The sequence below is a fragment of the Arthrobacter sp. NPDC080073 genome (assembly GCF_040686575.1).
Lineage (GTDB): Bacteria > Actinomycetota > Actinomycetes > Actinomycetales > Micrococcaceae > Arthrobacter.
Window position 1 is genome coordinate 211,968 of record NZ_JBFBKR010000006.1, and the last position, 11,864, is coordinate 223,831.

Sequence of the window (11,864 nt, forward strand, 5' to 3'; positions counted from 1 at the left end):
TAATTTCCCAGCTCACCCCAAGATCACCGGCCACGGGCTTCTGCGCCTAGTCGAGGGCGGGGTTCGAGGCCGCCTCCCAGGCCTGCTCGCCGCAGGTGTAGTGGCCGCGGCCTTCAAACAGCTTGTATGCCGTAGTGCTGTAGGGGCCATATTCCAGGAGGGGCGGGGTTCGAGGCCGCCCCTTCGACGGCGTCAAAACGTGCCGGAGGGCCGGAAGCCTTAAAGGAGCCCTACCTTGGTCATCAGCTCGGTGACCTTTTCGCTGTTGAGCTTGGCCGGGTCCACTGAAGGTGCCTGGAGGTCCTTAAGGGGCACAAGCTTGGAGTTCGCCGGTACGTCGGAGCCAACCGTGTACTCAAAGGAGTCACCGTTCTGGAGGACCTGCTGACCCGCTTTGCCCGTGATGAACTTCAGGAACTGCTGGGCTTGGGCCTGCTTCTTGCTGGATGCCAGAACAGCACCGCCGGAGACGCTGACGAACGCACCCGGGTCCTGGTTCTTGAAGTAGTGGAGATCGACGTTCTTGCTGTTTTCTCCGGTCTGGGCCTGGTCCACGAAGGAGTAGTAGTGATACAGGACTCCCGCTTCGACCTCGCCGGCATTCACAGCTGCGAGCACCGGGGTGTCGTCTTTGTAGGACTTGAAGTTGGTTTTGGCCGCCTCCAGCCATTTCTGCGTAGCGTCTTCTCCCTTGAGCGCAAGCATCGCGCTGACGATGGCCTGGAAATCAGCTCCGCCAGTGGAGGCACCGATGCGCCCCTTCCATGACGGGTCCGCGAGGTCCATCAAGGACTTGGGAAGCTGGTCCGCGCCGAGCTTGGTCTTGTTGTAGGCCAGTACGGTGGAGCGGGCCGCGATGCCCGTCCAGTCGCCTGTGGAGGGCCGGTACTGCGCAGGGACCTGGCTGAGGGTTGCCGGGTCCACGGGGGCGAGCAATCCTGCACTCGCGATGCGGACCATGGCCGGGGAGTTTTCCGTGAGGAAGACGTCCGCCGGGGAGTTCTTGCCTTCCTCACTGAGCTGGTTGCTCATTTCAAGGTCGTCACCATTACGGAGCGTAACCTTGATGCCCGTTTCCTTGGTGAAGGCGTCCACCCATGCGCCGGTGAGGTTTTCATGCTGCGCGTTGTATACGACGATGCCGTCGCCGGACGCGCCGGCCGCGGAACCGCCGCTAGCGGTACCGCTTGGTGCGCCGCTGCACGCCGAAAGTGCCAGCAGCGTGGCCGTGGCGGCGGCAAGGGCCGTAGCAGGTTTGATGCCGAATTTCATGTGGGCCTTTCAAGGGTTCCGGCTGGGACCGGACTAGTTGGGGGCAGCCCTACCCTTCATGCAGAGCAAGCCCGACGACTCGGGTGAACGGTAGCGAGATAGGCAAGGCAATCCTTACTGTAATAACAACATGCCGCTGTTGCGTAATTCTGGGCACGCTGGGGTCGACTGTTACAAGCGTTCTCCTGCAGCGGCGCGTCCCGCCAGTTCTGCCGCCTGAGCCGTTGAAAGGGCACATTTGCGCCCTCGGCAGGTTCAGCGCTTTTGCCAGGGCGATGCCTTCGGTTGGCATTCGCTGACGAGGGAACGCTCGATTTCTGCGGATGTCCCACGACGGAGCGCAGGTCATCGAGGATCAGCGTCCTTGCCGGACGCTTTGTCCGTGAACACCCTGCCCACATGGACGCCTTCCAACTGGCCCTGGCTGTTCTAGTCCAGGCCGCTGTCTCTGACGTATCCGATAGGTTGGACGACTATGTTCGACTCCCAAGGAAGAGTGTCAGATTGAAATCCAAGACTTCTGGCAACTTGTGTCAGGAAAACACTAAGGCAGAGTACGAGGGCCCGTGGTGAAAGATAGGGAATTCATACTCCCACCCGGACCCCGCACTCTAGACCACGCAGAATGTATCCTGACGGGCTTGGGAATGAATCTCGGTTATTAGACGCCCTGCATTTCGAGCTCGGTTTGGATTTCGTCGGCTTTGGCGCGGCGGATTGGTGGTGCCAGGACGTCGTCGGGTATGGGGCAGATGTAGGGAGTTTCTGCTGTGAGGTCGTCGAACTCGGACTTGGCCTGGGCCATGAGCGCAGGGTCGGTGAAGAGGGAGAGAGCGGTGCCGGCCATCGCTTTTGCGGCGTAGATCATGCCTTTGTGCGCTGCGGGCACCTTGCCCTGCGCGACGACCTGCCAGGTGTGTAACGGAGTGCCCAGGGCGAAGCTGGCGGCCATGATTTGAACGGTGGGCACTGACCAGCTAACGTCGCCGACATCGCTTGAGCCGGTCAGTTGCGCGCGCGGTAGCGTGTCGGGTTCAGGGATTTCATCGTGGAGGGCTTTCTCCTCGTTCGCGCCCCATCCGACGGCGGTCTTGGCTGTGCGCACCTCCCGCCGGTCCAGTCCTGCAGCGAAGCGGGCGGCGGTTGTTTGGTCGGATGCGTCGAAAGGAACGCCGCCGAGTTCCTTCACATTTTGATAGAGAACCTTTTCAAGGGCAGCGTTGGGAAGGATCTCCGAGCATGCGCCATCAAATTCAACGGTTAGTTCTGTTTCTGTCATCAGCGCAGCCCCCTGCGCGACCTTGAGCACCCTGTCGTAGAGGGCACGCATTTGCTGCCCGTCTGTGGCCCGGATGATGTAGTACACGGACGCCTGGGGTTGCACGACGTTGGGTGATAGTCCGCCGGCGTCTGTGATTGCGTAGTGGATCCGTGCAGTGTCGGGCATGTGTTCGCGCAGGAAATTGGTGCCGACATTAAGGAGTTCTACCGCGTCGAGTGCGCTGCGGCCCATGTGTGGTGATGCGCCGGCGTGCGCTGCGACACCTTTGTAGTGGAAGTAGACCTGGGTGTAGGCGAGCATCAGGTTCTGCTTCCACAGCGTGCTGGCGAAGGGGTGCCAGGTGATTGCGGTGTCGACACCGGCGAATGCTCCGCCTTTGACCATGAAGCTCTTGCCGGCCGCTGCTTCTTCAGCGGGGCACCCGTAGTACCGTACCCGGCCTGGCAGCCCGTTTTTTTCCAGATACCGGGCGGTGGCAACGGCAGCGAGGAGCGAGCCGGCGCCCAGCAGGTGATGGCCGCAGCCCTGCCCGTTTCCGGAGTGGTTGTCGGGGTCGGGGCAGCGCTCGGGGTTGCCGCTGTCCTGGCTTAACTCTGCCAGGGCGTCGTATTCTCCAAGGAAGGCGATGACGGGGCCTGTAGAGCCCTTTTCAGCATAAAAGGCAGTCGGTATCCCGGCGACATCACGTGTGATGGAGAACCCGTACTTCTTAGCCACGACAACCTGTCGGGTGACCGCGGTATGTTCCTCCCAGCGCAGCTCGGGCTCGTCCCAGATCGCGTCGGACAGTGCGGTGAATTCCGGGGCCAAGGCCTCGACGTCTTCAATTAAAGGATTCAGGTGTTCCATGGTTCGTTCCCTTCCATAACGGTTCAGTGCGTGCATGTGCGGCAAAGATGGTCCATGCCTGCCGGGCCTTGCGTGGCAAGGCGCATTTAGTGGGGGACGGCTGTGGGGACTTCGGGCTCACTGGTTGGCTGCGTTTTCGAACGCGTGAACCAAGCAACTGTGATTGTGAGGATCACGGCGATGGCGGTAGCAAGGAAAGTGATTCCCGGGGCCAGTGGCAGTCCGATGAACACGACCAGCCCGGCAATGGCCACCGCGACGATAGTGGTGCGGATGCTTTTTAGCGCCAGAACGCTTTGGAGGACGACTGCCCCGAAGATGGCCGGCAGGATGTAGAGCCGTGCTGTGTTGATGACCGCTGGGGGCAGCAGTCCAACGATGAGGGTGCCCAAGACGCCTACGAAGAGGATGAGTGTTGTGATGTGGACGAGGACTGCTCCGATGATGGCGCTTCCTGCGATCAGCTCTGCCCGACGGGTGCCTGGCTTTTCATTCAGCTGTGCTTGGGCGACGATTGCCGCCGGCAGGAGTTTGTTGGAGATGTTTCCGATCAGGAACGCCTGATACATCGCGGAGCGGCCAAGGATGGGGAAATACGATACGGGTTCAACGATCGCGAAGAGACCGAAGGTGGCCACTACGGCCCCGACCGCTGCCCACAGTTCCAGACCTGTGATGCCGAGTCCTGTCCCGAAGGCTGCGTAGAGCGCCGACACGAGGGAAATCAAGAGCCCGAGCCCGAGGGTTACGGGACCCCAGATTGAAGTGGTCCGGTCAAAGGCGGCAAAGCCGCTGCGGGTATGGGGGGATGCTGACATCGAACGCTTCTTTCTTTGGATCAGGAGACCGACACGGGATTGGTCACTAGGTATGCGACGGCGAGCGAGATGAAAATGGCGATGCCGAGGCCCCATTCGCGAAGCCACGGGAGATGGAAGCGTTTAGAGACCAGGAGGCACAGGCCCATAACTGCGGCCGACGAAGCAACGGTGACCAGGTGCACGGGGGACTTCAGGGTTTCCTGGAATGTCAAGGTGAAAAACGCTGCCAGGAGCGCGGCGGCAGGAACGACTGTCATCACCGCTGGGTTGACTTGGCGGAGCTTGGCGTCGCCCTTACTCAGGATCGGCGTGAGGACCAAGGTTGCGAGCATCCAGAGAAGCCCGCCCATGGTCATCGCAGCAAAACCCAAGGCGAATATCTTTTGCGTGTAGGTAGGACCCCCGAGTTGCGCACCTTGCGTTCCGGCGGCCAGTCCTGCCGCCGCGACGTCGAAGGCCGCCGAGCCGACCAAACCAATCCTGGTCAGCACCGCGGGAGTGCCGAACAAGGGCAGCAGCGAGATCGCGATGAGAGCCACAGCCAGTGACGGCCCGATCGCGGCTACTGCTCCGGTGCGTACAGAACCCCGAACCTGGGAGGGGCTGAGATCGGCATCGCCTGCGGCTTGCCTGATCGCCCTGAAATAAATCACGGACTGAAGAACGATCACCAGGAAAACGCCGGCGGCACAAATCCACAGCACCGGGTGATGGATCAGGGGCTGGATATCCGTCGAGCCGGGATCGATAACTGTAGTAGCCACGCTACTCCTCATCAGTTTGAAAAAAGGGGAACGGAATTTGAGGAAGGTCGGAAACCCCGAGGTTCCCGGGGGTCAAAATCATCACAGTCAACCCAGACGCCAGGAAAAGATGGGTGACTCCGGTCACGCACAGGATGACTGCTCCAGAGTAGGATTGGGACGCACGGAATAATACGGAATGCAGTAAATTACCCCTAAGGATGCTTCTGGTGCAGGAAACGGTGTTCGACGAACTCGATCTGATGCTGATTAACGCACTGCAGATTCAGCCCCGAGCGTCATGGGCGGCCTTGGGCCGGGTCTTGGGGGTGGACCCGGTCACCTTGGGCCGCCGCTGGGAACGGATCTCGAACGAGGGCCTGGCATGGGTGACCGGTTACACCGACGCCAAACTGCAGGCTGGGGCCATAGTGGAAGTCGAGGCGATGCCTGGCAAGCTCATGAATCTGGCCGAGGCCTTGCTGCCGGACCCTGAGGTGGCAACGGTGGACATCACCGCAGGTTCACGGGACCTGGTGCTTTCCGTGATCGCTCCTACAAGCGAGGCTCTCTACAGGTATGTGCTGGAGCGGCTGGAAAGACTGGATTTCGTAGCCAAGGTTTATTCCTATCCGATTTCCGATGTCCTCGCAGAGGCCAGCCAATGGCGCCTGAGGGCGCTCGATACGAAGCAAGTGGAAACCCTGCGGGCGTTCAAGCCGGAGACGGCGCGGACGAGGCGGCCCACGGAATTTGACGCGGCGGTTGCCAAGGAGTTGTTCCATAACGGGCGGGCGACTGCCAAGGAAATCGCAACGTCTATTGGAGCCAACCCGCGAAAAGTCCGCGAGTCAATTGCCAGCCAGCTGTCGGCGGGGACAATTCGGCTGAGGACCGACGTCATACGCTCAGCGTCAGGCTGGCCGGTCAACGCCTGGTATTTTTTGTCCTTGCCCGCCGCCCAGGCAGAACGGATTGCCAGGCAACTAAGCCGGCTTGATGAGATCCGCTCCGTGGTGTCGATAGTTGGCAGGTACAACATCGCAATGACCGTCTGGATGAGGACGCTCAAAGACATCTCCCGGCTCGAAGCAGCCATAGAAGAACAATTGCCCGGCGTGCGCATCACCGACCGGTCCGTGGTAATGCGCACCACAAAGCTGGTCGGAACACTGCTCGACGAGAACGGACGACGAAGAGGCTACCGCGCCACCCATCTTCAGGCCGCAAAACCTTGACCAATACTGCACCTGCCCCGAACCAAAGGGCGCGCTACAGCCGGTGAACAGGGCTGCCGCCCGCTTCCTGCCCAAGGAAATGCGGTGCATGCCCATCTCTTGGGCAAAACCCTGTCCGATCTTGCCCTTGGTCGTAATGAGCGTTGGCCTACGCCTGCACCAGGGACGCTTCGCTTACGCGCCGAGCAGCTCTTCGTCGCGGTCTGGACCCCGGCCGGGGTGGAATGGGCGGTGATGGAGCCCAGGGCGACGGTGGTGCCCGTGCCGTCCGTGAGTCCGACAAGGTTCCCTGCGCCGTCGTAGTACCGGGTCCCGGTGCTCCCGGCCGTCCCGGTCACGGGGGCGGCCGGGGTGCCGGCGGTGGCGGAGGGGTTCGGGTTCACCGGGAGACTGGAGGTACCGGTGGCGGTGGCGAGCTTCCCGTCGGGGGCATAGGACAGGGTCTCCCCGGCCCGGCCTGTCATCCGCCCGGCCGCGTCCCAGGTGAAAGTGTTGGTGGCGGGTGTCCCCGTGGCCGGGGTGCTGGCCATGGATTGGAGCCGGTGCGGGCCGGGTTGCCCCGTGGCCGGGGCCGTGGAGTAGCCGGAGGTGTCCGCGATGAGCTGGACGGTGCCGGCGGAGTTGTTCGTGAAGGAGACTGTTCCGTCGGCACCGACCGGGACGATGACCAGGTTCGGCACGGCCTGCCCGACGTCGAAGTTCACGTTCGAGGTGATCGGTTACGGGGCTCCGCCGGGGTAGGCGGTGATGTTCCCGAACGAGGTCGGGGACGTCACGGTCAGATTCAGGGCGACGGCGGAAACGCCGCTGGCGGGGATACTGCCGCGGCCGGTGACTTTCAGGTTCACGGTCTGGCCGGCCCCGACGGGCCCGGTGGTTCCGCCGGTGCCGTTACGGGTATCCAGCTGCCGGGTCGGGGTCTGGGCCGAAAATGCCCCGGGTCCGTGTCCGCCGGACTGTTCCGCGGACACGGACCCGGGCGCGGCATGCCTAACCTATTTCGACGACAATCTTCCCTGATTGTTCGTTCGACTCCATGTAGCGGTAGGCGTCAAGCACTTGGTCGAAGGCAAAGACCCTGTCGACTCTCGGCCGCAGGGCGCCGGAGCTAATCCGCTCGAGGATGAAGTCGACACCTCTCCGCCGCTCTTCGGCCCGTCCGACGTGGTTGAACATTGAGTAGGGGTGGAAAACCGATTGAGTTCTGCACATTGCGGCCATAGGGATGACGGGCTGCAGATCGCTCAGCGTTCCGTAGCCGAAAATGACGGCGTTGGGTGCGAGGTGATCGACGTAGGTGCCGAGGGACTCTCCTCCGACAGGATCGAAAGCGACCCGGACGCCTTTGCCATGGGTGGTACGGTCGATGACCTCGCCGAGGTCGTCGACTCCCACGAGGGCTACTTCGTTTGCGCCCGCCTCGAGGAGGAGCGATCGCTTCTTCTCCGACCGTGTCGTGGCGATTACCTTCGCCCCAAGTGCGCGTGCGATCTCAATGGCGCCAAGCCCGGCCGAACTGGCGGCGGCAGTGATGAGCACTGTGTCTTCAGAACCGAGGTTGGCTACTTCCGCGAAGGCGAAGTAAGACGTGAGATATTGCATCCACACAGAGCAGGCCTGGGCATCCGAAAGTTCCGGTGGAGCAAGGGTTAGGTAGTCTGCCGGTAGGACAGCTGTTGTTCCCTGCACGCCATCGGTTGCGGTGAAGAAGGGAATGCTCGTGACGCGGTCGCCGATGTTGAAGTCGGTGACGTTCTCGCCGATCTCGGTGACGGTACCCACTGCCTCGGACCCAATACGCGAGGGGAACACCGGGATGGTGTAGTGCTCTCCGTGGATGAACATTAGATCTGCCCGGTTGAGTGCGAATGCTGCGACGTTGATGCGGACATCGTTTTCGGCGACTTGACGGGGAGAAGCAGCTTCGACGGCCAGCACTTCGGGGCCGCCTAATTTGCGGAAGACAACCGCGGATTCCGGCCTGCTCATCGCTGGACCAGGGAGGCGTTGGGCTTGAGGGGGGACAGGCATCCGATAGGGACATGGTAAGCGTGGGTCATCATTGGATTGATACATAGGGTCTGTCTGGACATCGCCGTACCTCCGTTTGTGCGTGGTGCTGTATGCCACGCTTGATTTTGATTGGGTTAGCCGGCGCTGCCGCCGGGGTTATGGGAAGAATGCGGTTAACCGTCCCCACTTTGCTGGTTACAGGGAAGGGTTCCCTCGCCTGCCTCGATCACGGGATGTCAAGGCAGGCGAGGGTGCCGGGGTAACCTCCGGCCAAAGATGCCCTCGGGTGAAGGGCTCTGTGACGCGCAAGCAGTCGGCGTGACGAGCGGTGCAATATTTACGAGGACACTGTATTTACGAGGACACTGTGGTCATTGACACCATGCGCTTTGGCTCGAGAGCCGGGAAGAACCGCTGGCGTTCCTGAGCCGTGGGCCCGTCATAGCCCAGGCGCTTGCTGTGTGTCCAGCCGAACCGACGAACCGTGTCGACGAGCTGTTCGGCGTGCTTGAGCGGGGCCACAGTCGCGTCGATCACGGGTACTCCAATTTCCTCTTGAACCGTTCGGAAGAATCCGAATTCGGCCGTGCAGCCGAGAATGACAACGTCTGCGCCGTCCTCCTCCACAGCCTTGCGGGCTTCGGTCATGATCCGCTTTTCCGTGAGGGCCGGGTCCTGCTGGAAGTCATCGACGCCCATCTCGAGAACGCGCCACGAGGCAAGACGCTCTGATGCGCCGCAACGGTGGACGTTCTCGGCCATCTCGGGAATCCACTTTTTCCGGCCGACGAGGATGGAGAATCGCTCGCCCAGACTTCCGGCGATGCTCAGAGCCGAGTGCGCCGGGCCTACAACCACCATGCGATCGGTGATTTCGCGTGCCGCCCGTAGCGCCGGGTCGTAAAAACAACCGATGACGGCGGCGTCATAGCCTGCTTCTTCCGCCCACCGCACCGTGCGCAACAGTTCTGGAAGCATAAGTGCCTCGAAAGCGTTGTATTCGATGTGGGAGGGGCCCTCTCCATCAAGGGAGACGACATCCACTTCTGTGCCGGGACGGACTATCTGGCGGAACGAATCCGCCATTGCTCGGTTGTACACATCGGTGTAGAGCGGGTTGATCCAGAGGATTCGGGCGTTCTCCGAGAGAGCGTCGAGATTATCGGTGGGGATGATCATTCCAATTCACTTCCTTCGGTTTCGGGCAAGAACAGGCCAAGGATGACCGTGGCAAACAAGAACGTGTTGATAAATAGAATCGTCGCGGTAGCTCCGGTGGCGGAGGCTAGGAGGAACCCGACAAGACTGGGTGCGACCGTATTTGCGACGCGCTGACCGAAAATCCCGAACCCGTAACCCGAGCCTCGAAGGGCCGAGGGATAGAGCTCACCCATCCACGTGTCCCAGACACCCCAGGCTCCCAGAGCAAAGAAGGCCAGAGAGAACATGCCGATATACATCTCGGTCTCGGTTGTGGCTGTCCCGAAGAAGAAGCCGCCGCCAGCCGCGGCGAGGACGTAGATCGTGAATATCCATTTGCGGCCAAAGCGTCCGGTCAGGTAGGAGGCCGTCATGTATCCGGGGATCATGAGGACCGCGCTCAGGGCAATGAAGGAAAAGCTTGATGAGGCGCTCAGTCCTCGCCCTTCAAGCAATGTTGGCATCCACGATTGAAGCCCCCAGTAGCCCCAAGAGAAGGTGAAGTTGATGAGGACTTGAATGACCGTGATCCGACCCATCCTCCCGTTGAAGAGGCCCCAAATGGACTGCTTCTTGCCTTCGGACACAGTGAAGATGGTGCCACGGGAGATGCCGCGTGCTCCCAGACGTTCGAGGACATCGTGCGCGTCTTCGTTCCGCCCCCGCCTCGCGAGCCAGTACGGGGATTCCGGAACGACCTTGTACAGAACGATGCCCCACAGGCTGGCAAGTGCGCTGACGGCAATGACCCAGCGCCAGCCGTGCCCTCCGATCAGAGCAGCGGTGCCGAGGGCGGCCAGGATGCCAATCGGCCACCCTGCGGCAAGATAGACCGTGGCCCTTCCGCGGACCTTGACCGGGAGCAGTTCTTCGAAATAGGGGAAAGTCACAGTGAAGACGCCGGAGAACAACAGCCCGGAGAGAAAGCGAGCCACCGAGAGGATCTCGAAGTTCGGTGCGAAGCAACTCAGGAGCGTGAAGACGCCATAACCGGCGAAGCTCCATGCACACGTTGCTTTCCTTCCCATTCGATCAGAGATAGGCCCCCAAATTAGTGACCCGGGGATCATGCCCAGGAAGAGCGCCGAGATGGCGATTCCTACCTCCGTCATGCCGACCTGCAGGCTGGTAGCAAGATCACCAGCAACGTAGGTGAGCATGAGCATTTCCCAGGCTTCGATTGCGAAAGCGAAGAAGAGGACCGCGCAGATTTTGAAATGGATGGAGCCGAAAGGCATGTCGCGGAACACGTGCCCTACGGCCATGGAGCGAGGTGGGCTCGCCGTCCCGGGCGCTTGCCCTGAGATGAGTGGGTCGATACTGGACATGTCTTGACCTCCGAAATTTTGGACAGGATAAGAAGTACAGGCTGCATTTCTGTGCGCCCGGGAGCAGCTCCTCCGCTCCTCCGCCGAGTGACCGCACTCACATTACAAATGCGAATGGCCAGGGAATGTTCACTTTGCCCTTTTCTGGAACGCCCGATTGAGCGCAAAGCACTATGTGCCGAAATCGTGCATGCGTTTGAGCAGGTCAGGGCCACTTTTTTGTTTTGAGGATAAGCAACAAATTTTTTACCTCTGTTGTGACGGCTCTCACGATTGGTGCTCAAGCATTCAACGGGACCGGCCGTTGGCGGTCATCAGCCACGGCTTATTTCCCGTGCTCCTGTGGGCGCGGCCAGGAAGGCATGAACTACTACAGCCGGCGCCCGAAGCGTCCCTCGTTGCACTTGGGAAAGGGCAAACGCCGATTCCGTAATCTCACGCTCATAGCGCCGGCCCCAACGGCCGCGCCAGATCTGGCTCCGCGCAATGCTGTTATGCATTCTGCCCGCGCAGCTTCAGCAGCATCGTGCAGTTTGCCCATGTCCGGGTAATGCGGGGTCCGTAGCGTGATGTCTCACACATTGAGTTCCGATTCAGAACCTTGAGGAGAGATACATGCCGAATTACAGGGTGTCCATGGACATCGGTGGGACGTTTACGGACATTGTCGCGTACGATCAGCACGCCGGGACCTATGCGGCCACGAAGTCATCCACGACGCCGGGGAATCTGAGCGCGGGGGTCATCGCGGGCCTGGAGTCCATTGTCGAGGACCTGTCCGATATCGAGTTCCTGGTCCACGGCACCACGCAGGGGTTGAATGCCTTCCTTGAACGGCGCGGCGTGCCGGTGCTGCTGCTGGCGACCGCCGGCGTCGAGGACACTTATCACATTGCCCGGGGCCCGCGTCTTGAGCTTTACAACGCCCGGTACCGCAAGCCTGCCCCGCTGCTCGAGCGCAAGGATGTCATCGGTGTCGGGGGGCGCCTTGACGGGCAGGGTGTGGAGATCAGGCCGTTGGACGAGGTGGCTGTCCGTCAGGCGGGCCGCCGGGCGGTGGAGGAGGGTTACGGCGCGGTCGCGGTCGCGTTCCTGTTCAGCTACAAGAACCCTGCCCA

Annotated in this window: 11 protein-coding genes and 1 pseudogene; 2 read left to right on the forward strand and 10 right to left on the reverse strand. The window is 61.2% G+C overall.

The window, feature by feature from the left end; translation table 11 throughout:
- Positions 1-219: 219 nt before the first annotated feature.
- The 5 genes and pseudogenes from AB0O52_RS09990 to AB0O52_RS10010 form a co-directional block, all read right to left on the reverse strand.
- Positions 220-1,272, reverse strand: coding sequence for an iron ABC transporter substrate-binding protein (locus tag AB0O52_RS09990; protein WP_364536920.1), 1,053 nt, complete (start codon positions 1,270-1,272; stop codon positions 220-222).
- 360 nt (positions 1,273-1,632) lie between these two features.
- A pseudogene (locus AB0O52_RS09995) lies at positions 1,633-1,749 on the reverse strand (recombinase family protein); the annotation flags it as partial.
- 184 nt (positions 1,750-1,933) lie between these two features.
- Entirely contained in the window at positions 1,934-3,403 is a 1,470-nt protein-coding gene (locus AB0O52_RS10000; RefSeq protein ID WP_364536923.1) for an amidohydrolase, read from the reverse strand.
- A gap of 86 nt (positions 3,404-3,489) precedes the next feature.
- Entirely contained in the window at positions 3,490-4,221 is a 732-nt protein-coding gene (locus AB0O52_RS10005) for a hypothetical protein (protein ID WP_364536926.1), read from the reverse strand.
- Positions 4,222-4,241: 20 nt separating this feature from the next.
- Positions 4,242-5,000 carry a DUF5058 family protein gene (locus AB0O52_RS10010; protein ID WP_364536929.1) on the reverse strand — a complete coding sequence of 253 codons (759 nt, stop codon included), beginning with the start codon at positions 4,998-5,000 and terminating at the stop codon, positions 4,242-4,244.
- Positions 5,001-5,197: 197 nt separating this feature from the next.
- Between AB0O52_RS10010 and AB0O52_RS10015 the strand changes: the two genes are divergently transcribed.
- Positions 5,198-6,205: an Lrp/AsnC family transcriptional regulator gene (locus AB0O52_RS10015; protein ID WP_364536932.1), complete on the forward strand. Its 1,008-nt coding sequence runs from the start codon at positions 5,198-5,200 to the stop codon at positions 6,203-6,205.
- Here AB0O52_RS10015 and AB0O52_RS10020 read toward each other — a convergent pair.
- The 5 genes from AB0O52_RS10020 to AB0O52_RS10040 form a co-directional block, all read right to left on the reverse strand.
- Complete coding sequence (locus AB0O52_RS10020; RefSeq protein WP_364536935.1) at positions 6,187-6,909, reverse strand: hypothetical protein; 723 nt, start codon at positions 6,907-6,909, stop codon at positions 6,187-6,189. The genes AB0O52_RS10015 and AB0O52_RS10020 overlap by 19 nt on opposite strands.
- A gap of 15 nt (positions 6,910-6,924) precedes the next feature.
- A complete protein-coding gene (locus AB0O52_RS10025) occupies positions 6,925-7,176 on the reverse strand; it encodes a hypothetical protein (protein WP_364536938.1) in 252 nt (83 codons plus the stop codon).
- Between the two features lie 19 nt (positions 7,177-7,195).
- Positions 7,196-8,194: a zinc-dependent alcohol dehydrogenase family protein gene (locus AB0O52_RS10030; protein ID WP_364536941.1), complete on the reverse strand. Its 999-nt coding sequence runs from the start codon at positions 8,192-8,194 to the stop codon at positions 7,196-7,198.
- Positions 8,195-8,572: 378 nt separating this feature from the next.
- Positions 8,573-9,397, reverse strand: a complete 825-nt coding sequence (locus tag AB0O52_RS10035; RefSeq protein WP_364536944.1) for an aspartate/glutamate racemase family protein — start codon at positions 9,395-9,397, stop codon at positions 8,573-8,575.
- Complete coding sequence (locus AB0O52_RS10040) at positions 9,394-10,746, reverse strand: MFS transporter (RefSeq protein WP_364536947.1); 1,353 nt, start codon at positions 10,744-10,746, stop codon at positions 9,394-9,396. The genes AB0O52_RS10035 and AB0O52_RS10040 overlap by 4 nt, the downstream gene beginning before the upstream one ends.
- A 615-nt stretch (positions 10,747-11,361) precedes the next feature.
- Between AB0O52_RS10040 and AB0O52_RS10045 the strand changes: the two genes are divergently transcribed.
- Positions 11,362-11,864 (forward strand): hydantoinase/oxoprolinase N-terminal domain-containing protein (locus AB0O52_RS10045; protein WP_364536950.1); only part of this gene is annotated, 503 nt, incomplete at its 3' end.

Bases quoted from the DNA above. Each gene is read 5' to 3' on its own strand.
- AB0O52_RS09990 (WP_364536920.1), bottom strand. From the start codon at position 1,272: ATGAAATTCGGCATCAAACCTGCTACGGCCCTTGCCGCCGCCACGGCC.
- AB0O52_RS10000 (WP_364536923.1), bottom strand. From the start codon at position 3,403: ATGGAACACCTGAATCCTTTAATTGAAGACGTCGAGGCCTTGGCCCCG.
- AB0O52_RS10005 (WP_364536926.1), bottom strand. From the start codon at position 4,221: ATGTCAGCATCCCCCCATACCCGCAGCGGCTTTGCCGCCTTTGACCGG.
- AB0O52_RS10010 (WP_364536929.1), bottom strand. From the start codon at position 5,000: ATGAGGAGTAGCGTGGCTACTACAGTTATCGATCCCGGCTCGACGGAT.
- AB0O52_RS10030 (WP_364536941.1), bottom strand. From the start codon at position 8,194: ATGAGCAGGCCGGAATCCGCGGTTGTCTTCCGCAAATTAGGCGGCCCC.
- AB0O52_RS10035 (WP_364536944.1), bottom strand. From the start codon at position 9,397: ATGATCATCCCCACCGATAATCTCGACGCTCTCTCGGAGAACGCCCGA.
- AB0O52_RS10040 (WP_364536947.1), bottom strand. From the start codon at position 10,746: ATGTCCAGTATCGACCCACTCATCTCAGGGCAAGCGCCCGGGACGGCG.